General features: G+C 64.0%; 23 protein-coding genes. 10 read left to right on the forward strand and 13 right to left on the reverse strand.

Translation table 11 applies throughout. The features are described from left to right. The first annotated feature begins 88 nt into the window (after nucleotides 1–88). Nucleotides 89–862, forward strand: a complete 774-nt coding sequence (locus tag F4U95_RS07535) for a nucleotidyltransferase family protein (protein ID WP_150425187.1) — start codon at nucleotides 89–91, stop codon at nucleotides 860–862. Continuing rightward, nucleotides 846–1,577, forward strand: coding sequence for a metallophosphoesterase family protein (locus tag F4U95_RS07540; RefSeq protein WP_150425188.1), 732 nt, complete (start codon nucleotides 846–848; stop codon nucleotides 1,575–1,577). Before F4U95_RS07535 ends, F4U95_RS07540 begins: the two co-directional genes overlap by 17 nt. On the opposite strand, the gene F4U95_RS07545 is transcribed toward F4U95_RS07540, so the two are convergent. Then, nucleotides 1,574–1,975: a DoxX family protein gene (locus F4U95_RS07545; protein WP_150425189.1), complete on the reverse strand. Its 402-nt coding sequence runs from the start codon at nucleotides 1,973–1,975 to the stop codon at nucleotides 1,574–1,576. The genes F4U95_RS07540 and F4U95_RS07545 overlap by 4 nt on opposite strands. Continuing rightward, a complete protein-coding gene (locus F4U95_RS07550) occupies nucleotides 1,975–2,418 on the reverse strand; it encodes a pyridoxamine 5'-phosphate oxidase family protein (RefSeq protein WP_120251637.1) in 444 nt (147 codons plus the stop codon). Before F4U95_RS07550 ends, F4U95_RS07545 begins: the two co-directional genes overlap by 1 nt. Nucleotides 2,419–2,545: 127 nt before the next feature. Between F4U95_RS07550 and F4U95_RS07555 the strand changes: the two genes are divergently transcribed. Then, nucleotides 2,546–3,097 (forward strand): 2'-5' RNA ligase family protein, encoded by a 552-nt coding sequence (locus tag F4U95_RS07555; RefSeq protein ID WP_150425190.1) that lies wholly within the window; start codon nucleotides 2,546–2,548, stop codon nucleotides 3,095–3,097. Nucleotides 3,098–3,260: 163 nt separating this feature from the next. Here the strand turns inward: F4U95_RS07555 and F4U95_RS07560 are convergent, their stop codons facing one another. The 9 genes from F4U95_RS07560 to F4U95_RS07600 form a co-directional block, all read right to left on the reverse strand. Continuing rightward, entirely contained in the window at nucleotides 3,261–3,563 is a 303-nt protein-coding gene (locus F4U95_RS07560; protein ID WP_120251639.1) for an alkylphosphonate utilization protein, read from the reverse strand. A gap of 6 nt (nucleotides 3,564–3,569) precedes the next feature. After that, the gene (gene yihA / locus F4U95_RS07565) at nucleotides 3,570–4,223 is read right to left on the reverse strand and encodes a ribosome biogenesis GTP-binding protein YihA/YsxC (RefSeq protein WP_425505045.1); all 654 of its coding nucleotides are present in this window, start codon (nucleotides 4,221–4,223) and stop codon (nucleotides 3,570–3,572) included. A gap of 137 nt (nucleotides 4,224–4,360) precedes the next feature. After that, a complete protein-coding gene (yidC, locus tag F4U95_RS07570; protein ID WP_150425192.1) occupies nucleotides 4,361–6,061 on the reverse strand; it encodes a membrane protein insertase YidC in 1,701 nt (566 codons plus the stop codon). Between the two features lie 33 nt (nucleotides 6,062–6,094). Further along, nucleotides 6,095–6,307: a membrane protein insertion efficiency factor YidD gene (gene yidD / locus F4U95_RS07575; protein ID WP_120251642.1), complete on the reverse strand. Its 213-nt coding sequence runs from the start codon at nucleotides 6,305–6,307 to the stop codon at nucleotides 6,095–6,097. Continuing rightward, complete coding sequence (gene rnpA / locus F4U95_RS07580; RefSeq protein WP_150425264.1) at nucleotides 6,304–6,732, reverse strand: ribonuclease P protein component; 429 nt, start codon at nucleotides 6,730–6,732, stop codon at nucleotides 6,304–6,306. Before rnpA ends, yidD begins: the two co-directional genes overlap by 4 nt. Before the next feature lie 35 nt (nucleotides 6,733–6,767). Next, a complete protein-coding gene (gene rpmH / locus F4U95_RS07585) occupies nucleotides 6,768–6,902 on the reverse strand; it encodes a 50S ribosomal protein L34 (protein WP_021317369.1) in 135 nt (44 codons plus the stop codon). A gap of 207 nt (nucleotides 6,903–7,109) precedes the next feature. Next, a complete protein-coding gene (locus F4U95_RS07590; protein ID WP_211363955.1) occupies nucleotides 7,110–7,874 on the reverse strand; it encodes a DsbA family protein in 765 nt (254 codons plus the stop codon). 2 nt (nucleotides 7,875–7,876) lie between these two features. After that, a complete protein-coding gene (locus F4U95_RS07595; protein ID WP_150425194.1) occupies nucleotides 7,877–9,226 on the reverse strand; it encodes a M48 family metalloprotease in 1,350 nt (449 codons plus the stop codon). A 140-nt stretch (nucleotides 9,227–9,366) separates the two neighbouring features. Then, nucleotides 9,367–12,093 (reverse strand): Rne/Rng family ribonuclease, encoded by a 2,727-nt coding sequence (locus tag F4U95_RS07600; RefSeq protein ID WP_150425265.1) that lies wholly within the window; start codon nucleotides 12,091–12,093, stop codon nucleotides 9,367–9,369. Between the two features lie 547 nt (nucleotides 12,094–12,640). Between F4U95_RS07600 and F4U95_RS07605 the strand changes: the two genes are divergently transcribed. The 3 genes from F4U95_RS07605 to F4U95_RS07615 all read left to right on the forward strand — a co-directional run bounded on the left by F4U95_RS07605 (nucleotide 12,641) and on the right by F4U95_RS07615 (nucleotide 17,210). Continuing rightward, nucleotides 12,641–13,921: an N-acetylmuramoyl-L-alanine amidase gene (locus tag F4U95_RS07605; protein WP_150425195.1), complete on the forward strand. Its 1,281-nt coding sequence runs from the start codon at nucleotides 12,641–12,643 to the stop codon at nucleotides 13,919–13,921. 204 nt (nucleotides 13,922–14,125) lie between these two features. Then, nucleotides 14,126–16,669: a penicillin-binding protein 1A gene (locus tag F4U95_RS07610; RefSeq protein ID WP_150425196.1), complete on the forward strand. Its 2,544-nt coding sequence runs from the start codon at nucleotides 14,126–14,128 to the stop codon at nucleotides 16,667–16,669. Between the two features lie 160 nt (nucleotides 16,670–16,829). Next, nucleotides 16,830–17,210, forward strand: a complete 381-nt coding sequence (locus F4U95_RS07615) for an endonuclease domain-containing protein (protein WP_150425197.1) — start codon at nucleotides 16,830–16,832, stop codon at nucleotides 17,208–17,210. On the opposite strand, the gene F4U95_RS07620 is transcribed toward F4U95_RS07615, so the two are convergent. Beyond that, entirely contained in the window at nucleotides 17,207–17,623 is a 417-nt protein-coding gene (locus tag F4U95_RS07620; protein WP_150425198.1) for a hypothetical protein, read from the reverse strand. The genes F4U95_RS07615 and F4U95_RS07620 overlap by 4 nt on opposite strands. 291 nt (nucleotides 17,624–17,914) lie before the next feature. On the opposite strand from F4U95_RS07620, the gene prfB reads away from it, so the two are divergent. From prfB to F4U95_RS07640, 4 genes are all read left to right on the forward strand, one after another. Then, nucleotides 17,915–19,042, forward strand: a complete 1,128-nt coding sequence (prfB, locus tag F4U95_RS07625; RefSeq protein WP_150425199.1) for a peptide chain release factor 2 — start codon at nucleotides 17,915–17,917, stop codon at nucleotides 19,040–19,042. After that, on the forward strand, nucleotides 19,042–19,773 hold the full coding sequence (locus F4U95_RS07630; RefSeq protein ID WP_150425200.1) for a class I SAM-dependent methyltransferase: 732 nt from the start codon (nucleotides 19,042–19,044) through the stop codon (nucleotides 19,771–19,773). Before prfB ends, F4U95_RS07630 begins: the two co-directional genes overlap by 1 nt. Nucleotides 19,774–19,811: 38 nt before the next feature. Then, nucleotides 19,812–20,063 (forward strand): hypothetical protein, encoded by a 252-nt coding sequence (locus tag F4U95_RS07635; RefSeq protein WP_150425201.1) that lies wholly within the window; start codon nucleotides 19,812–19,814, stop codon nucleotides 20,061–20,063. A 116-nt stretch (nucleotides 20,064–20,179) separates the two neighbouring features. Beyond that, nucleotides 20,180–21,229, forward strand: coding sequence for an NADP(H)-dependent aldo-keto reductase (locus tag F4U95_RS07640; RefSeq protein WP_150425202.1), 1,050 nt, complete (start codon nucleotides 20,180–20,182; stop codon nucleotides 21,227–21,229). A 12-nt stretch (nucleotides 21,230–21,241) separates the two neighbouring features. Here F4U95_RS07640 and F4U95_RS07645 read toward each other — a convergent pair whose 3' ends face one another. Continuing rightward, a complete protein-coding gene (locus F4U95_RS07645) occupies nucleotides 21,242–21,541 on the reverse strand; it encodes a hypothetical protein (protein ID WP_150425203.1) in 300 nt (99 codons plus the stop codon). Nucleotides 21,542–21,714 lie beyond the last annotated feature (173 nt).

A 21,714-nucleotide genomic window follows, 5' to 3' on the forward strand; every position in this document is an offset into this window, starting at 1 on the left:
CAACCGCCTACCTTTGGGGGAGGGCCGCAGGTGGAACGGAAGCGCGTCGCCGCCCGTTCCTCTTGCTCCCATGGAGAAGGTTGCCCCGATGACGATTGATCCCGCCACCTTCGATCCGCCGCCGCAAGCGAAGCAATTCTACGCCGACAGCCTGGCCGAACTGGTCGCGTCGGAGATCCCCTTCATGTTGTCGGGCACTTATGCGCTGGGTTGCCTGACCGGCATCGTGCGGCCGACCAAGGATCTGGACGTATTCTGCAAGGCGGGCGACGCGCCCCGTATCCTCGCCCATTTCAAGCAGCTGGGGCATGAAGTGGAGTTCGAGGATGAACGCTGGATCGGCAAGGTATGGAAAGACGGACATTTTTTCGACGTCATCTACAATATCTCGTCGGCCAGTCTGCCGGTGACGGAGGAATGGTTTCGCGATAGCGCCCATGCCGACGTCTATGGCACCCGCGTCCGCATCACCCCGCCGACCGAGTTCATCCTGTCGAAACTCTTCATCCAGGATCGTTATCGCTATGACGGCGCGGACGTCGCGCACATGATCCTGAAACAATATGAAGCGATTGACTGGCAGCGGCTGCTCGATGCGATGGAATTGCATTGGGAATTGCTGCTGATCGCGCTGCTCAATTTCCGCTTCATCTATCCGACCGAACGCCATTGCATTCCGCTGTGGCTGTTCGAGGAATTATTGGGCCGGCTGCAAACCCGCGCCGAACTGCCCGTGCCCAAGATTCGCGTCTGCCGGGGACGGCTGCTGTCGCCCCGCGACTATCTGGTCGACATCACCGAATGGGGTTTTGCCGATGTCGTGGGCAAGGGACTGGAGGAAAGTCATGACCGCAACAAATGAAGGCAGCCTGACGATCGCCGCGATCGGCGATCTGCATGTGACCGATCAGTCGGAGCATAAATATCGCGATATGTTCGCGGAGATTTCGCAGAAGGCCGATGTGCTGGCGCTATGCGGCGACCTCACCAATTTCGGCAAGACGCGCGAGGCCGAGATATTGGCCGAGGATCTGCACGCCTGCACCATTCCGATCGTCGCGGTGCTGGGCAATCATGATCATGAATGTGGCCAGCCCGAAGAGGTCGCCCGCATCCTGCACGGCGCGGGCGTCACCGTGCTGGACGAACAGGCGGTGGAGATACAGGGCGTCGGCTTTGCGGGCGTGAAGGGCTTTGTCGGTGGGTTCGGCCGGGGTGAGCTGGGCGCGTTCGGCGAAAGCGCGATCAAGGGCTTCGTCGAGGAATCGATCAATGAGGCGCGCAAGCTGGAAAACGCCCTGCGATCGCTGCGCACCGATCGGGTCGTCGCCGTGCTGCATTATGCGCCGATTCAGGAGACGGTGGTGGGCGAGCCGCCGGAGATTTTCCCGTTCCTCGGCTCGTCCCGGCTGGCCGACGCGATCGACCGGTTCGACAATGTGCGCTTTGCCGTCCATGGCCATGCCCATCGCGGCGCGTTCGAGGGCAAGACGCCGCGCGGCGTCCCCGTCTATAATTGCGCGCAGTTCGTGGTGTCGCAGAAGTTCGACCGCCCCTATGCGCTGATTCAGGTCTAACGCCGACGCCGGAACGGCCAGTCGGTGACGCCGCTGGCCCATAGCGCCCACCAGATGATGACCGGCTGCAACGCGAGCCGCGGACCATGATACCACCAGCTCAGATGCGTACCGCCCAGCGGGATATCGTTCAGGGCGTGGTTGATGTTCGCCGGCCACACGCACAGCGCATAGAGCGCCAGCCCGATGCCGGCCGCCCCCCGCAGGCGCGGGATTATCAGCCCGATCGCGCCGGCCAGTTCCGCAACACCCGTCAGCGCAACGACCAATTCGGGCGCCGGCACCCAGTGCGGCGTGATCGCCAGGAAGCCGGCCGGCCGCGTCAGATGCGCGATGCCCGCCACCAGATAGGCGGCGGCCAGCACCAGGCGAGCGATGGTCCGGCCGCGCGTCACCATCAGTGCATCACGTCGATTTCCAGTTCGCCCTCATCCTGCCCATCCCAATAATGGGCGCGCTCGGCATGGACATGGATCATCACCAGGCCGGGCGTATCGACGCCATCAGCGAACCACAGTTCCAGATCGGGGTTCCAATGGTCGGCAAATTGATTGCGATCACGAACCAGATCCGCGCGCCCCTCCAGCGCGATGAACAGCGGGCGTTGACCGAACAGGCCGCTCTTGCCGTGGAAGGACAGGCTGACGCGGGGGTCGCGCTCGATATCCCGCACCATCAGCGTATCTTCGGTGGTGAAGTAGAAACTGTCGCCGCCATGGGCGACATCCTGATTGTTGCTCATCGGCCGGGCGCCGATATGGCCGTCCTCCGTATGGGTCGACAGCATCGCGAAATCGATATGCTGCATTTTCTCGGCCAGACTGGCGATGGTGTGCTGCATGGGCCTCACTCCTTTCCTCGATGGAGTCCCAACGCAGGATGAGGCGATTCGGGTTCCTGAGCGGATCGACACGGGCGAGATAAGAACATATAAAGAACAAAATTGCCTTGATTCGGGAGATGTCTTCATGGGACGCCGCCTTGCCCCCGCCTATCGCTTGTTCTTCGCAGTAAAGCCGCCGCCGGTGGTCGCGCGCCAGATCGACCATTATGCCGAGATATTGGCGGGCGGGCAGGCGCGCATATTGCCCGAACATCAGCATGTGACGCTGGGCATATCCGCCGACGTCGCGACTTATCCACAGGGTTTGATCGACACGCTGGGCACCGTAGCGCCAAGGATTATGGCCGATTCGTTCGACCTGTTATTCGATCAGCTAAGCTATGGAGGACGATCGGCGGCGCTGCGGCCATCGCGCAGCAATGCGGCGCTGGCGCGGTTGCAGCGGCAGGTGGCCGATGCCCTGAAACGATCGGCGGCGCCCGCGCGCGAAGACTGGAAATTCAGCCCGCACCAGACGCTTTTTTATCGCGACGGACCGCCGGCGCGGCGGCGCATCGACGGTTTCGGCTGGCGGGTGGAGGAACTGGTGCTGGTGTGCAGCCATATCGGTCGTACCCGGCACGAGACGGTCGGCACATGGAAGCTGCAAGGCGACGCGCAATATAGGTTGTTTTGAGGGGCTGGGATTGGGAGCGGGCGGTCCGATTGGTCGTCACCCCGGGCTTGACCCGGGGCCCCGCTGCCTTCTTCAAGCCTGACTTGGGAGAAAAGCGGGATCCCGGGTCAAGTCCGGGATGACGATATCATGATGTCCGCTTTTGTCCGACCCCAATCCCCACTCACCGCTTGCGCACGAACTCCGCGCGCAGGACGAGGCCCTTGATCCCGTCATACCGGCAGTCGATTTCCTGCGCGTCGCCGGTCAGGCGGATCGATTTGATGAGCGTCCCGCGCTTCAATGTCTGGCCAGCCCCCTTGACGGTTAGATCCTTGATCAACGTCACCTGATCGCCATCGGCCAGCAGGTTGCCGACCGAATCGCGCACCTCCACGGCCGCTGATGCATCCGGCTGCGCAGCGGCATCAGCGGCGCTGATCCATTCGCCGCTGGCTTCGTCATAGACATAATCGTCGTCGGCCATGGCGATTTATCCCTGACTGACGGCTTCCAGAACCGCGGCGCGCAGTTCGGGAATGCCCATGCCCTTTTCGCTCGACGTGGCGATGATGTCGGGATGGGCGGCCGGGCGCTTGCGGATCGCGTCAGCGGTCTGCTGAGTCACGGTGGCCAGTTCGCTGGCCTTGATCTTGTCGCTCTTGGTCAGGATGATGCGATAGCTGACCGCCGCGCCGTCCAGCATGTCCAGCATGTCGGTATCGACATCCTTGATGCCATGGCGGCTGTCGATCAGCACCAGTGCGCGCTTCAGTGCCGCGCGCCCGCGCAGATAGTCGTTCACCAGGAACTTCCATTTGCGCACGATATCCTTGGGCGCCTTGGCATAGCCGTAGCCCGGCATGTCGACCAGGCGGAAGCGCAGCGGTTCGCCCACGTCGAAGAAGTTCAATTCCTGCGTGCGGCCCGGCGTGTTGGACGTGCGCGCCAGGCCATTGCGGTTGGTCAGCGCGTTCAGCAGCGATGATTTGCCCACATTGGACCGGCCGGCAAAGGCGACTTCATTCACCGCCATGTCCGGCAGGAAATCCAGCGTCGGCGCGGATTTGAGGAAGGCGATGGGGCCGGAAAAGACCTTGCGGGCTTCCTCGATCAGGGCGGTGTTGTCTTCTTCTGTCACATTCATTCTCCGTTCGCCCTGAGTAGCCGCTGAGCGAAGTCGAGGCGGCGTATCGAAGGGCCGAAGGCCGCGCGATGCTTCGATACGGGCCTTCGGCTTCGCTCAGTCCCTACTCAGCACGAACGGGGACTTGATGGGCTTGGTTACTTCGCCGTCGCTGGGGCAGGGACCGGGTGCTTGCGATAAAGCCACCATTGCTGCGCCATCGACAGGCAGTTGTTGGTAATCCAGTAGACCAGCAGGCCGGCCGCGAACGGCGCCATGATGAACATCATCATCCACGGCATGATCGAGAAGATCTGCTGCTGCATCGGGTCCATCTGGGCCGGGTTCAGCTTGAACTGGAAGTACATGCTGATCCCCAGCAGCAGCGCCAGCACACCGATCGCCAGGAAGGAGGGCGGGGTGAAGGGCAGCAGGCCGAAGAGGTTGAGGATATGCAGCGGATCGGGTGCGGACAGATCCTTGATCCACAGGACGAAGGGCTGGTGACGCATTTCGATCGTCAGCTGCAACACCTTGTAAAGCGCGAAGAAGATCGGGATCTGGATGAAGATGGGCAGGCAGCCGGCAAGCGGATTGACCTTCTCCTGCTTGTACAGCTCCATCATCTTGACCTGAAGCTGCTGCTTGTCGTCCTTATATTTCTCCTGCAGCAGCTTCATCTTGGGCTGCACCGCGCGCATCGCTGCCATGCTGGCGAACTGGCGCTGGGCGACCGGGAACATGAGCGCGCGGACGCAGAAGGTCAGGCAGATGATCGCGACACCGAAATTGCCGAGCGTTTCGAACAGCCAGTGCAGCAGCGCGAAGATCGGCTGTTCGAACCAGTAGAACCAGCCCCAGTCGATCGCACGGTCGAACAGCGGGACGCCGGCACGCTCATAGGCTTGCAGCGTCTTCACTTCCTTGGCGCCCACAAACAGGCGGATGGACTGGGTCGCGGCCTTGCCGGGGGCCAGCATGGTCGAGCCAAGCGCGGCGTCGGCCTGATATTGGGTGCCGGCGCCCTTGCGGAACTGGCCGGCAAAATCGGCATCGGTGGCCGGGACCAGCGCGGACAGCCAATATTTGTCGGTGAAGCCGATCCAGCCGCCCTTGGACTGGAAGCTCTGGGTCGACGGGCCCTTGTCCAGATCCTTGTAATTCACGTCATAATTGGCGGCGCCGTTGAACACGCCCATCGGGCCGACATGGATGGTCCATGTGTCGGGATCCTTGGGAATGCCGGTGCGGCTGATATAGCTGTAGGGCTTCACGCCCACCGCGCCGGCGCCGGTGTTCGACACCTTCTGCGCGGCCGAGATCATGTAATTTTCGTCCACCGACAGGCGGATTTCGAAAGTCTGGCCAGCGCCGTTGTTCCAGGTCAGCGTGACGGGGCTGGTCGGCGTCAGTTCGCTGCCCTGCGCGGTCCAGACCGTGTCCTTGTTCGGCGTCTTGAGGCCCTCGCCCTGCCAGCCGAAGCCGGCGAAATAGGCATCTGCCGTGCCCGACGGGCTGTAGAGGCGGACGGCGGGCGAATCCTTGGCGATCGTCTCGCTGTAGGTCGGCAGCACGATATCGTCGATGCGCGCGCCCTTCAGGTTGATGGAGCCGGTCAGCTTGGGCGTGCGGATCGGCACGCGGGGGCTTTCCTTCAGCACGATCGCGCGATCGCGAATCACGGCAGAGCCGTCGGCCGTGTCGGTGCCGGGGGCGGCGACCGGGGTGGTCTTGCCGCCTTCGATCTTCGTGACGGGCGGATTGGCCGCCGGGAAGACATAATGCGAGACATAGGGCCAGCCGAACAGGATCGCTGCGGTCAGCAGCACCGCCAGAATGATATTCTTCTTATCGTCCACTTTGTTCGGCTCCGCCGTCTTATGTCTATATCGTCAGGGAACGGGATCGTAGCCCGAGCCGCCCCATGGGTGGCATCGCATTAGCCGCTTGAACCCCAGCCAGCTACCCTTGATCGCGCCATATTTGCGGATCGCCTGAATAGTATATTCCGAACAGGATGGGGCGTAGCGGCAGGTGGGGGGCAGGATGCGGGAAGGGCCGACCTGCCAGAAGCGCGCGATCAGGATCAGCAGGCGGGCGATCACGCCCCGTTTTCCTGCCTGGCGGTCTGCTTCTGCTGGTCGCGGGAGGGGCGGCCACGGCCCCTTGTCTTGCCGCCGGTGCGCGAAAAATCGCGCGGCGGGTCGATCGGGCGCGCCATGATCTTGCCCAGCGCCTTGCCCAATTCGGCATGCAGCAGGCTGAAATCGCGCTCGATACCGCCATCCCGGCCGATCAGCACATGATCCGCCCCGGCGATGCCGTGCAGCGGCAGCAGCTCACGCGCCAGGACGCGAAAACGGCGCTTCATCCGATTGCGGATGACAGCGCCGCCTACTTTCTTGGTGACCGTGATGCCATAACGCATCGCCGGATCGCCGTCGCCACGCTCACGCACCAGCAGGACAAAGCCCGGCATCGGCGCGCGGCGTCCGCGATTCGCCGCCAGAAAATCCGCGCGCCGGACCATCATGGCCGGCGCAGCAGCATTTTCGGGCGTTGAAATCAGGCGCTCAGGCTCTTGCGGCCGCGCGAACGGCGCGCGCGAATCACATTGCGGCCACCGGGGGTCGCCATGCGGGCGCGAAAACCGTGACGGCGCTTCCGAACCAGATTGCTCGGCTGAAAAGTGCGCTTCATCGTTCATTCCTCAAAAACAAATAGAGAATCAGGCGTGACAAAAAAGGGCCGCCAAATCAGCGGCCGCCAGTCAGGGGGCGTCCGATAGGCAAAAGGGGGGGGTAAGTCAATGGGCGGGCGACCCCAATCCCAACATCCGTTCGGTTCGAGCTTGTCGAGAACCCTTGCGTAAGGGTTCTCGACAGGCTCGAACCGAACGGAAGTGGGTTACTTCCCCCGCGCGCTCGCCACGCCGGCCTTGAGCGCATCATAGCCCACCGCGCCGTTCAGCACCTGACCGCCGATGACGAAGGTCGGCGTGCCGCTGGCCTGCAATTTCTGGGCAAGCGCGATGTTGGACTGGATCTCCGCATCATATTTGCTGGATGCGATCGCCGATTCGGCTTCCGACTTGGTCAGGCCCGCCTTGGCGGCGGCGGCCAGGATCGTTTCGCGCGATACCTTGCCCGCGCCGTAGAGCGCCCGGTGATAGGGCATATATTGGCCACGCTCGGCGGCGAGCAGCGACACCTTGGCCGCGTCGCTGCTGGCTTCCGACAGGATCGGCAGTTCGCGATAGACGACCTTCACCTTCGCGTCCGAACCGACCAGCTTGGCCAGATCGGGCAAGGACGCGCGACAATAACCGCAGGCATAGTCGAAAAATTCGACCACGGTGACGTCGGCATTGGCCGCGCCTTCCCAGGCGCCCGCATAAGGGGTTTCGAGCGTGCTGCGGCTGGCGTCGATCGTGCTCGACATGCGCTTGGCCTGCAACTTCTCCACCGCCTGCGGGATGATCTCGGGATGCTCCAATATATAGTCATGCACGATCTTCTCGATCGCCGTCTTGTCATTGGCATTGACGCTGGCGGGGGCCTGCGCGGCCAGTGCGACGCCGGCAATGGCGGTCAGGGCGAGGGCGCCAAGGGTCATCTGTATGGTCCTGTTGGAAAGGGCCGCGCGAAAGCTGGGCCGGGTCTGATCTGTCATATCTATCTTTTCTTGCGCTGCTGTTCGATCGCGGCGCGGGAGGTCATCGCGATATCCTGCGCCCGCAGATAGTCAACCGTGCCGGCCTGCAATCCCTGCATCGCGGCGTCCGCGCTGCGCAACGCCATGGGATGCTGGCCCATCATGGCATAGCGCTCCGCGGTCGCCAGTGCGGCGCGGGGCGTATCGCCGCGCCGTTCGTAGACGACGCCCAGTTGATACCAGGCAAAGGGATTTTCCCGGTCGCGCTGCACGGCCAGGCGCAACACCTGCTCGGCCTCGGCGAAATTGCTTTCATCCTCCGTCGCGATCAGCGCGTGGGAGAGCAGTACGGAAATAAGGGGCTGGTTGGTGATCTTCACCGCTTCGCGCAGCGGCGCGACGGCATCCTTTGGCCGGCCGCTTTCCAGTAATATCTGGCCCTTGAGTTCCAGAAAATAGGGGTCATGCGGCGCGGCCGCCAGCAAGGCGTCGGCCTCCTCCAGCGCTTTTTGCGGATAGGCGCTCTTATGCCAGGCATAGGCCCGGGCATAATGGGCGGGAATCGACTGGTCGCTTTCCGGATATTTCTGCAAGGTCTGGGTCGGTTCGGACACGAAGCCGATCAGCTTCGCCTTGATCCGCTCGAACCGCGCCTCCAGCGCCTTGTCGGGTGGCCGCTCCCAGGCCGGATCGACGGTATAGACTTCGCGCAGCACATTGATGCGCTCGCCCGACAGCGGATGGGTGCGGCCATAACTATTGTCCTGCGGGATCGCGAGACGATATTCCTGATTTTGCAGCTTCTTGAAAAATTCCAGGCTGCCCTTGCCGCTCAGCCCCGCCTGCGACAAATAGCGCGCGCCCGCCAGATCGGCGGAGCTTTCCTGCCCGCGCGAAAAGGCGAGATATTTGGTCATCGCCGCCTGCTGGCCCAGGCCCATCAACCCCATGCCCGCTTCCGCGCCACCCGCCGCGATCGCCGCCGCGCCCAGCACCAGACTCAATATGGTGACGCTGGTGGCTTCCTTGATGCCTTCGCCCGACCGGATGATATGGCCGCCCTCGATATGGCCCAGTTCGTGCGCCACCACGCCCTGCAACTGGTTCACATTGTCGGCCTGCGCGATCAGCCCGCTATGCACCCAGACATATTGGCCGCCCGCGACGAAGGCGTTGATCTCCGGGTCGTTGATCACCATCACCTGGACGTTTTTCGGCTCCATGCCGGCCGCCTTGACCAGCGGACCAGACATATCGGCCATGAAGGATTCGGTTTCGGCGTCGCGCAGGATGGATTGCGCCATGGCCGGCCGCGCCATCAGCGCGAGCGATGCCAGCAGGACGGCGAAGAATTGAAACAGGCGCATCATGGACGGGCGCCGATGCCATGTCCGCCCTGAACCGGCGGTGAAGACGGGGGATGGGGCGCAACCCATATGAAAAGCGCCGCTGCGCACCGGTCGGGACCGGAAGAGCAGCGGCGCTTGTTCATCACATCGAGTGTCCGGGCTTACTGGCCGAAGGTGCGCTGCCACCAGCCACGGCGTGGTTCGCCATTTTCGCCTTCGCCCTCTTCGCCGGCATCGGCATTTTCGGCGACGGGCACGTCCGGGGCGGCGTCCACTACGGCCTCGGTAGCGGGCGCGGCTTCTGCCTCGACTTCGGCAGCGACCACCTTCTTGCGGCGGGTACGCTTGGGCTTGGCCGGCGCTTCCTCGGCGGCGGCTTCTTCCGCGACCGGGGCAGCGGGTGCAGGCTCGACTACAGGAGCTTCCGCTTCGGCAGCAACGACGTCGGCCTTCTTGCGACGGGTGCGCTTGGGCTTGGCCGGCGCTTCCTCGGCGACGACGTCAACCGGGGCTTCGACCGGCGCGGCCGGAGCTTCGACTTCGGCCGCAACGGCTTCAGTCTCTACCTTCTTGCGCGCGCGGGGACGACGACGGGTCTTGGGTGCTTCCTCGGCCGGGGCTTCGGGGGCGACCTCGACGACAGGCTCGGCTGCGGCTTCCGCGACCGGCTCGGCGTCCACCGATTCGGCCTCAGCGGCGTCCGCCTCGGTCGACACGGCATCATCGCCACCTTCGCGACGGCGACGGCCACCACGACGACCGCGACGACCGCGACGGCGAGCGCCGCCTTCTTCCTCGTCACCAGCGGCAGCGGTTTCGACAGGTGCTTCCGCACCCTCCTCGGCCGGCTCGGCATCTTCGGCTTCGCCATCGGCCTGCTCGGAGCCTTCTTCGCCGCCTTCGCCATGCTGTTCGTCGCGCTGACCGCCACGACGGCGACGACGGCGACGGCGACGGCGGCCGCCGTCACGATCCTCGTCACCACGCTCGCCGCGCTGGCCACGTTCCTCACGGTCGGACTCAGCTTCGGCTTCGGCCTCTTCGACCTCTTCCTCTTCTTCCTCCTCGATGACGTCGAAATCGTCATCCTCTTCGGGCAGCGGCGCATAGGTCACGACGCGCTCGGGGCGGGGGCCGCTGGCCTCCACCGACATGCGGGCGCCTTCGACCTCGCCGTCGGGCAGGACTTCGATCCGCACGCCATAGCGCTGTTCGATCTCGTCCAGTTCGGCACGCTTGTTGTTGAGGACGTAGAAGGCCGCTTCCTGGCTGGCGCGCAGGGTGATGAGGCTGCCACGACCACGGGCCGCTTCTTCTTCCAGCATGCGCAGCGCGCCCAGGCCCGCCGACGATGCGGTGCGGACGAGGCCGGTGCCTTCGCAATGCGGGCACTGGCGGGTCGATGCTTCCAGCACGCCGGTGCGCAGGCGCTGGCGGCTCATTTCCATGAGGCCGAAGCCCGAAATACGGCCGACCTGAATACGGGCGCGATCGTCCTTCAGCGCCTCCTTCATCGCCTTCTCGACCTTACGGATGTTGGAGTTCACCTCCATGTCGATAAAGTCGATGACGACCAGGCCCGCCATGTCGCGCAGGCGCAACTGGCGTGCGATTTCGCGCGCGGCTTCCAGATTGGTCGCGACGGCGGTCTGTTCGATGCCATGTTCGCGGGTCGAACGGCCCGAGTTGATGTCGATCGACACCAAAGCCTCGGTCGGGTTGATGACCAGATAGCCGCCGGACTTCAGCTGGACGACGGGATTGTACATCGCCGCCAGCTGCTCCTCGACGCTGGCGCGCTGGAACAGCGACACCGGATCGGCATATTGCTTCACCCGGCGCGCGTGGCTGGGCATCAGCAGGCGCATGAAGTCCTTGGCGGCCTTGTACCCATGCTCGCCCTCGACGATCACTTCCTCGATATCCTTGTTGTAGATATCGCGGATCGCCCGCTTGATGAGGTCGCTGTCGTTGTGGATCAGCTCGGGCGCGGCGGCGCTCAGCGTCTTTTCGCGAATCTCGTCCCACAGGCGGGCGAGATAGTCGAAGTCGCGCTTGATCTCCGGCTTGGTGCGCTGGAGGCCGGCGGTACGCACGATGCAGCCCATCGACGAAGGCAGCGCCATTTCGGCGATGATCGTCTTCAACCGCTTGCGGTCGGCGGCGTTCGAAATCTTGCGCGAAATGCCGCCACCATGGCTGGTGTTGGGCATCAGCACGCAATAGCGACCGGCCAGCGACAAATAGGTGGTCAGCGCCGCACCCTTGTTGCCGCGCTCTTCCTTGACGACCTGGACCAGCAGCACCTGGCGGCGCTTGATGACGTCCTGGATCTTGTAACGGCGGCGCAGCGCCATGCGCTTGCGGCGCAGTTCGTCGGCGGCATCGTCGCCACCCCGGCCACGACCGCGTCCACCGCCGCGACGGCCGCCACGATCGGCGCTCGCTTCGCTGGTTTCGCCGCTTTCGGCCTGCTCGCCTTCTTCCTCATCGTCATGATGATGGCTGGCTTCGACATATTCGACGCCGCCTTCGGGCGCGACATGATCGTGATGATCATGATCATCGTCTTCATCGTCATAATCGGCGCGCAGTGCGGCTTCTTCTTCCGCATGGGCGCGCTCTTCGCGCAGCAGCGCTTCGCGGTCTTCACGCGGGATCTGGTAATAATCCGGGTGGATTTCGCTGAAGGCCAGGAAGCCGTGGCGGTTGCCGCCATAATCGACGAAAGCCGCCTGGAGCGATGGCTCCACGCGGGTGACCTTGGCCAGATAGATATTGCCCTTGAGCTGCTTGTGCTCAGCGGATTCGAAGTCGAACTCCTCGATCCGGTTACCCTTGACGACCGCAACCCGGGTCTCTTCCCGGTGGCGCGCGTCGATCAGCATACGCATTGTCATTTATAAGTCTCCGGCGTGGACGGGTCGCGACGCTGGGCCGCGACGCCACGCGATAGTGAAGGGACGGCCGGGCGCGCGCCGTGACGGGCGCGGATGTCGGTGTCGTCCAGGTTTCAAAGGAAAACTGCGCGTCTGCTGCGTCGGCAGGGCCGGACAAGTCGCCGGGCCGCTCCATCCACGCCGCTACGCCCGTTGCCGGGGTCAGCGTGGAATGGAAATCTTGCCTCATGCAGCGTCAACCTGTTCATGTCATCGACGGGGGTGCGATCCCGCGACCGCCGATGCTTATCTCATTGCCCCAAAAGGCCCTCTGTTAAGGGCGGACCTGTCAGGAATATGAATGGGTAGCAGTCAAACATCCATGGAGCAACGCCTGCCTGAAATATTGTGACGCGCTTGCCACATTTGGCGCCGCGTTGTCGCGACGCCGACTTTTCATACTGAAGCGGTCGTTAACCGTCTCATTTTACGCGACTCACACCGCTGATGCTTAATCCGGAATTCAGCGTGGGGACGCTCAAGACGGAACATCGTCATGAAAATTGGCTGGACGGCCAAAGGCCGTGCGTTGCACAAGCAGCGCATGTTCCAGAGCCTTGCCCTGGCAGGCATGATCATTGCGGCGGCACCCGGAAGCGCGGGCGGCATCGCCGGCGTCGATGTGCGGGACGACGATGTCGTCGTGCGATTCGATGGCCGGGTGGATGGCGCATCGGCGTTCCTGCTGGACGCGCCGCGCCGCATCGCGCTCGATATCGACGGCGCACAGATGGGCCGTTTCCAGTTTGCGCCGGGCAGGGGCAATATCGCCTCGGTGCGTCAGGGGCAGTTGAGCAACGGCACGGCGCGTGTGGTGCTGGACCTGTCGGCGCCCGCGACGCTCGGCAATCCCCGGCTGGCGCAGGACGGCAAATCGCTCAGCTTCTCGCTCCAGGGCGTCAGCGACACGCGCTTCCGCAGCGAAGTGGGCAAGGGACGCACCCGGTTCGACGGGCCGGTCGACATGGCCGCCCGTCCGCAAAAGCGCATCCATTCCATCACCGTGCCGATCCCGACCGCCGCGCGCGGCGTGGCGCTGCCGGCGGTGGAGGGCGCGCATGACGGCGCCCGCCCGCTGGTGGTGATCGATGCGGGCCATGGCGGCCATGATCCGGGCGCCATCAACAAGGAAAATGGCAAGCGGGAAAAGGACGTCACGCTGGCCATCGCCCAGGCGATTCGCGATCAACTGGTCAAATCCGGCCGGGTGCGCGTGGCGCTGACCCGCGACGACGACAAATTCCTCGTGCTTCAGGAACGCTATGGCATCGCGCGCAAGCTGGGCGCGGACCTGTTCATTTCCATCCATGCCGACGCGGCGGAAAATACCGAAGCGCATGGCGCCACCGTCTACACCCTGTCCGAAACAGCATCCGATCGTGAAGCGGCGCGGCTGGCGGCGCGGGAGAATAAGGCCGATATCATCAATGGCGTGAACCTGGGTGGCCAGTCGGGCGACGTCTCCTCGATCCTGATCGACCTGACGCAGCGCGAATCGATGAATATCTCGGCCAGTTTCGCGCGCCTGCTCCAGCGGGAAGCCGCGCCCTATGTGCCCTTCCGCAGCGCCTATCACCGCTTCGCATCGCTGATGGTCTTGAAGGCCCCCGATACGCCGTCGATCCTGTTCGAAACCGGCTATATCAGCAACGAAGCCGACAGCGCCTTCCTCGCCTCACGCGAAGGGCAGGGCAAGATCGCCCGCGGCGTCGCCCGCGCGATCGAGGTGCATTTCGCCCGCAAGCTGGCGATGCGCGACGGCACGGCGGGGGGCTGACATAGATCAGATCCTCCCCTGCAAGGGGAGGGGGACCGCCAGCGAAGCTGGTGGTGGAGGGGTAGCGCCCTATCGAGAGCGAAATACCCCTCCGTCAGGGCCATGCCCTGCCACCTCCCCTTCCAGGGGAGGAATGTAGGAAGCGTCGACTTGAAACTATAGCCACTGGCCTTGTCCGCAATTTGACCCTAGAGCCTCTTTCCCATGGAAGAGGCCCGTTCCGATACCGCCCCATCGTCTTTCGCCTACCGCTTGCGCCGTGACGCCGGGGGCTTTTTCAGTCGCTTGCGCCCGCTCTGGTCGCGGCGCCTGTTCCGCTGGGCGGCCATCGCGCTGGGCGGGCTGCTGCTGGGCATGGGCCTGTTCTGGCTGATTTTCGCGCGTGGCCTGCCCGACGCCGCGACGCTGCTGGAATATGAGCCGCCGCTGCCGACCATCGTGCGCGACATCAATGGCCAGCCGGTCCACAGCTATGCCCGCGAACGCCGCGTCCAGTTGCAATATAGCGATTATCCGCAGCAGTTGATCCACGCCTATCTGGCGGCGGAGGACAAGACCTTCTTCGAACATCATGGCGTCGATATCCCCGGTTTCGCCGGCGCGGTGTTCGATTATGTCAGCAAGCTGGGGTCGGGCCAGCGCGCGCGTGGCGGCTCCACCATCACGCAGCAGGTGGCCAAGAATCTGCTGATCGGCGACGAATATTCGCCCACGCGCAAGGTGAAGGAGATGATCCTCGCCTACCGTATGGAAAATGTGCTGTCCAAGCAGCAGATTCTCGAACTCTACCTCAACCAGATATTTCTGGGTCGCAACGCCTATGGCGTGCAGGCCGCCGCGCGCGCCTATTTCGACAAGGACGTCGCCGACCTGCAACTGCACGAAATGGCCTATCTGTCGATCCTGCCCAAGGGGCCGGCCAATTACCGCCCCGAAAGCGAAACCGGCCATGCCCGCGCGCTCGACCGCCGCAACTGGTCGCTGGGCGAGATGGAGAAAAATGGCTGGATCACCGCTGCCCAGCGCGACGCCGCCCGCGCCCAGCCGCTCGGCACGGTGGCCGCCCATGGGTCCAGTTTCGATGCGCGCGCCGGCGGCTATTATATGGAGGAGGTGCGCCGTCGCCTGATCCAGCGGTTCGGCGAAAAGGCGGAGGACGGCCCCAACAGCGTCTATGCCGGCGGCCTGTGGGTGCGCAGCCCCTATGACCCCGCCTTGCAGGATCATGTGGCGACCGCATTGCGCAACGGCCTGTTGCGTTTCGATGCCGGACGCGGCTGGTCCGGGCCGCTTGGCCATATCAATGTCGACAATGGCTGGGAGCGGGAACTGGCCGCCAGCTATATCGACGTCGACTATGCCGAATGGCGCGTCGCCGTCGTCATCAGCCGGTCGTCGAGCGATGCGCAGATCGGCTTTGCCGACGGGTCGACCGGCACGCTGCCGGCCGGCGCCGCCAACACGCCTTATCGCAAGACCGGCGGCCCGGCCTTTTCCGCGATGAAGCCCGGCGACCTGATCGTCGTGGCGCGCAATGGCGCCAGCTGGGCACTGCGCAACATTCCCGAAGTATCGGGCGGCATGGTCGCGCAGGAGGTCCATTCGGGCCGCATCCGCGCGATGCAGGGCGGATTCGATTCGCGCCTGTCCAGCTACAACCGTGCGACGCAGGCGCTGCGTCAGCCGGGGTCCACCATCAAGCCCTTCGTCTACGCCGCCGCGCTGGACGGCGGGATGACACCGGCCTCGATCATCGTCGATGGGCCGCTATGCGTCTATCAGGGCGCGGGTCTGGGCCAGAAATGCTTCCGCAACTTCTCGGGCGGCAGCGCCGGGCCGCAGACGATGCGCTGGGGCGTGGAACAGTCGCGCAACCTGATGACCGTGCGCGCCGCCAGCCAGACCGGCATGGACCGGGTCGTGCGCACCATCAAGAATATGGGCATCGGCGACTATCAGCCCTATCTCTCCTTCGCGCTGGGTGCGGGCGAGACGACGGTGGAGCGGATGGTCAACGCCTATGCGACGCTCGCCAATCAGGGGAAGCAATTCCCATCCAAGGTGATGGACTATGTCCAGGATCGCCGCGGCAAGGTGATCTGGCCGGAACGCTGGCGCCCGTGCGATGGCTGCAACATGGCCAATTGGGACGGCAAGCCCATGCCCCGCTTCGGCATGGAGGGCAAGCAGGTGATGAACCCGATGACCGCCTATCAGGTCGTCCACATCACCGAGGGCGTGATCCAGCGCGGCACTGCCACGGTGCTGGCGGATCTGAAACGCCCCCTGTTCGGCAAGACCGGCACCACCAATGGCCCGACCAACGTGTGGTTCGTGGGCGGATCGCCCGATATCGTCGCGGGCGTCTATATCGGTTACGACCAGCCGCGCAGCCTTGGCGGCTGGGCGCAGGGCGGGCGCATCGCAGCCCCCATCTGGAAGGCGGCGATGACGCCGCTGCTGGAAACCATGCCCAAGACGCCCTTCGTCGCGCCGGCCGGCATCCGCATGGTCGCGATCGACCGTCGTTCGGGCAAGCGCGTCTATGGCGCATGGCCCGGCACCGACGCCAAGCCCGCGATCATCTGGGAAGCGTTCAAGCCCGAATCCGAACCCCGCCGCACCATCCGCAAGGAAGAGGCGGAGGAGCAGGCCAAGGTCGCCGCCGCCCGCGCCGACCGCGCCGTATCGGGCGGCCGCCGCCGCACCGACGCCGACTTCCTGGAAGGACAGGGCGGGATTTATTGAGGGGGCGGGTTAAGCGCCCGCTATCCCTCCGTCAGGGCTTCGCCCTGCCACCTCCCCTTCCAGGGGAGGATTTTAAAATGCTGAGCCTTGTCCTCAATCAGTTCCTCCCCTGAAAGGGGAGGTGGCTGGCCGCAGGCCAGACGGAGGGGTAGGGTGCGGCATGCTCTATGGTCCCAAGAAAACGCAGCATCGCGCCCTTATCCTGCGCCGATCCATGACCTTGCCCGAAGTGTTGCTGTGGCAGGAACTGCGCAAAGGTCCTGCCGGCCTCCGCTTTCGTCGCCAGCATCCAGCTGGTGCCTATGTGCTGGACTTCTTCTGTCCGCGCCATCGGATCGCCGTTGAAGTCGATGGCGAAGTGCATGGGCGCGGAGACACGCCGGTCCGCGATGTTGCCCGCGATGCCTGGTTGATTGGGGAGGGGATCAGCATCCTGCACATCCGGGCGGCCGACGTGCTGCGCGATGTGGAGGCGGTCGTCCTCCACATCATCGTCAACGCGCGGGGTAGGCTGCCACCTCCCCTTTCAGGGGAGGATTAGGCGGCCCTGCGCCGCGCGGGCTGGCCTAACTCCATATCCATCAGCAATTGCACCGATCGCAGCGCGCAGCAGAAGGTGCAGAGCAGGGCGTCGCTGCATGTGTGGACGAAGGGCGCAGTGCGGCGGCCTTGCAGCAGGTTGATGAGGCGATTTTCGTCGTCGGACAGGGCCTTGCCCCGGCCCAGCCGTAGCGGACGGCCCAGCAAGGTGACGGTCAGGTCCAGCAGGCTGTCGATCGCCGGCAGTATCTGGCCGCAGCCATAATGGCCCAGTCGCGCATAGAGGCTGGTCAGCGTCGGACGGTGGTGCCGGCGCGCCTGGCCCCAGCAGCGCACGGCGTCGAGAAACAGGAACAGGGCCGAAGGGCTTTGGCGGGCGACGATGGAATGGGCGGTGTTAGGGATGGTCGTCATGGGATAGCCTTTTGATGAAGCCTGTCCCCCTTTTTGCCGCGCCGGCCGACCTGCGTTGGATCGGCTCTGCGCACACCCCTGTTAGCGGCCTGATATGTCCTGAAAATTTCGCATTTGCGCGCGGTTCGCAATAGGGCGACACCGGCTTTTCGACGGACCGCATTGCGCTTGCGATAAGGCAGGTGCTTGACGAACGGCCATTTCCTCAAGAAGTACGGCCGTTCGACAAATCGGGGCCGAACGCCTAGTGCACTGTTCGACCGCCGAGGCGTGAAAGTTGGAGAATCAGTCATGCGCGCCGAAGCGCAGCAATATATCGATCGTATCGACGCCGCGCTGGCCCTGCTGCGCCAATCGCTGGACTGGGACCGTGCCCTGCGCCGCCTGGACGAGCTGAATGCGCGCGTCGAAGACCCGACCCTGTGGGACAATGCCAAGCTGGCGCAGGAGGTGATGCGCGAGCGTACGCGCCTCGACAGTGCGATCGGCGCCACCCGCGCGATCGGGACGGACAAGACCGACACCGCCGAACTCATCGAAATGGCCGAGGCCGAGGGCGATGAGGATATGGTGAGCGAAGCGATCGCGTCCCTGAAGGCGCTGGCCGACCGAGCGGACGAGGACAAGATCAAGGCGCTGCTGTCCGGCGAGGCCGATGGCAGCGACACCTATCTGGAAATCCACGCGGGCGCAGGTGGCACCGAAAGCCAGGACTGGGCCGAAATCCTGTCGCGCATGTATCGCCGCTGGGCCGAACGACGCGGCTACAAGGTGGAACTGGTCGATTATCAGGCAGGCGAAACCGCCGGCATCAAGTCCGCGACCTTCCTCATCAAGGGCGAGAATGCCTATGGCTATGCCAAGACCGAAAGCGGCGTCCACCGCCTGGTCCGCATCAGCCCCTATGATAGCGCGGCGCGGCGCCACACCAGCTTCTCGTCGGTGTGGGTCTATCCGGTGATCGACGACAATATCGATATCGAGGTCAAGGAAAGCGACCTCAAGATCGATACCTATCGCGCATCGGGTGCGGGCGGGCAGCACGTCAACACCACCGATTCTGCGGTCCGCATCACCCACGTTCCGTCGGGCATCATCGTCGCGTCGCAGAACGACCGATCGCAGCACAAGAACCGTGCGACCGCGATGAACATGCTCAAGGCGCGTTTGTACGAAGCCGAACTGCGCAAGCGCGAGGAAGCGGCGAACACCGATTATCAGGCCAAGACAGAAATCGGCTGGGGCCACCAGATCCGCTCGTACGTCCTCCAGCCCTATCAGCTGGTGAAGGATCTGCGCACCGGCGTCACCTCCACCGCGCCCGACGATGTGCTGGACGGTGCGCTCGATCCCTTCATGGCCGCCGCCCTCAGCCAGAAGGTGACGGGCGAGAAGGTCGATGTGGAGGATGTCGACTGATGAACCGGGCGGTTTTGGCGGGCGCATTTGTCCTGCTGGCCGTCCCGTTGGCTGCCTGCGACCGGATGGGCGGCGGCAAGGGGACGCAGCGGTCCGCCGCCGCCGAACCCTTCCCCCAGGCCGACCGGCCGGTCGCCCCGATCGTATCGACCCGCTGGTCGAGCGAGGAATCCCGCGACCGGGTGAATGAGGCGGAGGATATCATGGACCGGGCGGGCATCCGTCCGGGCATGACCGTGGCCGATATCGGCGCGGGCGAAGGCTATTATACGGTGCGCCTGGCTAGGCGGGTCGGCGCCAAGGGTCGCGTCCTGGCCGAAGATATCATGCCCGAAGTGATCGAAGCCTTGTCGCGCCGCATCACGCGCGAAAAATGGGACAATGTCAGCGTGAAGCTGGGCGCGCCGGAAGATCCGCGCCTGCCCGAAAACAGCTTCGACCGAATCCTGATGGTGCATATGTATCATGAGATTGCCGAGCCCTACGCCTTCCTCTGGCACCTCAGTCCCGCGCTCAAGAAGGATGGCGAGCTGATCGTGGTCGATGCCAACCGCCCGACCGACCAGCATGGCACGCCGCCGCGCCTGCTGGGCTGCGAACTGGCCGCCATGGGTTTTCGCATGGAGCAGGTGATCGCCAAGCCGACTGCTGGCGGTTATCTCGCGCGCTTCCGCCGCATCGCCGCGCGACCCGACCCCGCCAGCATCGTCCCCTGCGCGTTTCAAGGCTAGCTTGCCCATGCGGCATGCCCTGCTGTAGGGCAGGGGTCATGCATTTCGATGATCAGCTTCAGCGCTATTTCGGCACCACCGACCTCGACACGCTGCCGGCCAGTACGGTCGAGGCCGGGATCGACCGGATGCGCGTGGATCTGGGTCTGGAGGAGGATCGCGGCCGGCGGTTCGCGCTCTGGTCGCTGTTGCACCTGCTAGGTGCGGCGCCCGACCTCGACGTCGCTTTCGAAGAGGAAGCGGACCGGGAAGCGGCGCGCAATTTCATGGACATGACGGACGAGGCTTGATCGCTGCTCATCGGTCGATGAGTTTTGATGAAGCCCGCTGCGCCCTCTTCCCTTCCGCCCCTCGACGGATAAGAGGCAAGGCCAATATTTCTGACCCAATATCTCCGGAGGATCGGATGGACTATCGCACGCTTGGCCGCACGGATATCAAGGTCAGCCTGATCTGCCTGGGCACCATGACCTGGGGGTCGCAGAATAGCGAGGCGGAGGCGCATGAGCAGCTCGACTATGCGGTCGGGCAGGGCGTCAACTTCATCGACACGGCCGAAGCCTATCCGGTCACGCCGGTCAGCGCCGATACGCAATTCCTGACCGAAACCTATATCGGCAACTGGATCGCGCAGCGCGGCAAGCGCGACGATATCGTGCTGGCGACCAAGGTGGCCGGGCCGACGCGCGACCCGATCCGCAAATTTCGCGGTGGCAACAACCGGCTGGACCGGTCCAACATCGTCGCGGCGGTGGAAGATAGCCTGACCCGGCTGAAGACCGACTATATCGACCTGTATCAGATCCATTGGCCCGACCGGCCGGTGCCATCCTTTGGCCGGCGCGGCATCGCCGCGATCGAGGATACGGATGAAACCGTGTCGATCGAGGAAACGCTGAGCGCTCTGGCGGAATTGGTGCAGGCCGGCAAGATCCGGCATTTCGGCCTCTCCAACGAAACGCCCTGGGGTGTCAGCGAATATCTGCGCCTGTCGCGTGACAAGGGGCTGCCGCGCCCGGCGTCGATCCAGAACGCCTACAACCTCCTCAACCGCACCTTCGAAATCGGCCTGTCCGAATTCGCCCTGCGCGAACATGTCGGGCTGCTCGCTTATTCACCGCTCGCGGGCGGCAATCTGACCGGCAAATATCTGGGCGGCGTCATTCCGGCCGGATCGCGCCGCGACGTGTCCCGCCAGTTCGTGCGTTACGACCTGCCCAATCAGGCGGTGGCCAGCGCCCGCTATGTGGCGATCGCCCATGCCTTCGGACTGGATACGGCGCAGCTGGCGCTGGCCTTCGTCAATGCCCAGCCCTTCGTCACGTCGAACATCATCGGCGCGACCAGTCTGGAGCAATTGCGGACCAACATCGCCAGCGTGGACGTCCATCTGACGCAGGAGCAAATCGCCGCGATCGAGGATATTCACCGCGTCATTCCCGATCCCTGCCCCTAAAGGCAGCATCGGTCAGGCGGCGCGGTGCGCCCGGGAAGCCTGATCGGACATATCGGGAAGGGCAAGGGCATCCGCCATAGCGGCGATTCCCTGCCACCAGTGATCGACCGGCGGAACTAGGATCGACAGCGCACCATGGCGAGGCCGGGCATGCCATGTGGTGCCGTCATTGTAGAAGCGCCAGAGCGGATCGCTGTTGACCGGGCGATGATGGAAGCGCGCCTGTGCGCCGCTTTGGCCGTTATCGACGGCGCGCAATTCGCTGGGAACCGCGCGGTAGCTGCCATCGGGATATCGCACATCAATCGCCATCGCATCCTCCATAGGCCCTCAACGCTTCACAAGCCTTTGAGTTCATTACGGCTTACGTCCCTATCGCAGGATTTTTGCGCAAAGGTTCGCACAGGCGATCGCGAAAGCGAATCAGTATAAATTTGACAACGCAATTGCGAATCTATCGCAATATCTGTAGGGCGCCTCCCCAT

This window comes from Sphingobium limneticum (assembly GCF_008710165.1).
Classification (GTDB): Bacteria; Pseudomonadota; Alphaproteobacteria; order Sphingomonadales; family Sphingomonadaceae; genus Sphingobium; species Sphingobium limneticum.

What these genes read in the sequence shown, in the direction of transcription:
- F4U95_RS07645 (WP_150425203.1), bottom strand. Translation starts at nt 21,541, where the DNA reads ATGGCGATTGATGTGCGATATCCCGATGGCAGCTACCGCGCGGTTCCC.
- F4U95_RS07635 (WP_150425201.1), top strand. Translation starts at nt 19,812, where the DNA reads ATGCATTTCGATGATCAGCTTCAGCGCTATTTCGGCACCACCGACCTC.
- F4U95_RS07615 (WP_150425197.1), top strand. Translation starts at nt 16,830, where the DNA reads ATGCTCTATGGTCCCAAGAAAACGCAGCATCGCGCCCTTATCCTGCGC.
- F4U95_RS07555 (WP_150425190.1), top strand. Translation starts at nt 2,546, where the DNA reads ATGGGACGCCGCCTTGCCCCCGCCTATCGCTTGTTCTTCGCAGTAAAG.
- F4U95_RS07640 (WP_150425202.1), top strand. Translation starts at nt 20,180, where the DNA reads ATGGACTATCGCACGCTTGGCCGCACGGATATCAAGGTCAGCCTGATC.
- rnpA (WP_150425264.1), bottom strand. Translation starts at nt 6,732, where the DNA reads ATGGTCCGGCGCGCGGATTTTCTGGCGGCGAATCGCGGACGCCGCGCG.
- F4U95_RS07595 (WP_150425194.1), bottom strand. Translation starts at nt 9,226, where the DNA reads ATGATGCGCCTGTTTCAATTCTTCGCCGTCCTGCTGGCATCGCTCGCG.
- F4U95_RS07550 (WP_120251637.1), bottom strand. Translation starts at nt 2,418, where the DNA reads ATGCAGCACACCATCGCCAGTCTGGCCGAGAAAATGCAGCATATCGAT.
- F4U95_RS07620 (WP_150425198.1), bottom strand. Translation starts at nt 17,623, where the DNA reads ATGACGACCATCCCTAACACCGCCCATTCCATCGTCGCCCGCCAAAGC.
- F4U95_RS07630 (WP_150425200.1), top strand. Translation starts at nt 19,042, where the DNA reads ATGAACCGGGCGGTTTTGGCGGGCGCATTTGTCCTGCTGGCCGTCCCG.
- rpmH (WP_021317369.1), bottom strand. Translation starts at nt 6,902, where the DNA reads ATGAAGCGCACTTTTCAGCCGAGCAATCTGGTTCGGAAGCGCCGTCAC.
- F4U95_RS07600 (WP_150425265.1), bottom strand. Translation starts at nt 12,093, where the DNA reads ATGCTGATCGACGCGCGCCACCGGGAAGAGACCCGGGTTGCGGTCGTC.
- F4U95_RS07540 (WP_150425188.1), top strand. Translation starts at nt 846, where the DNA reads ATGACCGCAACAAATGAAGGCAGCCTGACGATCGCCGCGATCGGCGAT.
- F4U95_RS07535 (WP_150425187.1), top strand. Translation starts at nt 89, where the DNA reads ATGACGATTGATCCCGCCACCTTCGATCCGCCGCCGCAAGCGAAGCAA.
- F4U95_RS07545 (WP_150425189.1), bottom strand. Translation starts at nt 1,975, where the DNA reads ATGGTGACGCGCGGCCGGACCATCGCTCGCCTGGTGCTGGCCGCCGCC.
- F4U95_RS07610 (WP_150425196.1), top strand. Translation starts at nt 14,126, where the DNA reads ATGGAAGAGGCCCGTTCCGATACCGCCCCATCGTCTTTCGCCTACCGC.
- F4U95_RS07605 (WP_150425195.1), top strand. Translation starts at nt 12,641, where the DNA reads ATGAAAATTGGCTGGACGGCCAAAGGCCGTGCGTTGCACAAGCAGCGC.
- yihA (WP_425505045.1), bottom strand. Translation starts at nt 4,223, where the DNA reads ATGAATGTGACAGAAGAAGACAACACCGCCCTGATCGAGGAAGCCCGC.
- F4U95_RS07590 (WP_211363955.1), bottom strand. Translation starts at nt 7,874, where the DNA reads ATGACAGATCAGACCCGGCCCAGCTTTCGCGCGGCCCTTTCCAACAGG.
- prfB (WP_150425199.1), top strand. Translation starts at nt 17,915, where the DNA reads ATGCGCGCCGAAGCGCAGCAATATATCGATCGTATCGACGCCGCGCTG.
- F4U95_RS07560 (WP_120251639.1), bottom strand. Translation starts at nt 3,563, where the DNA reads ATGGCCGACGACGATTATGTCTATGACGAAGCCAGCGGCGAATGGATC.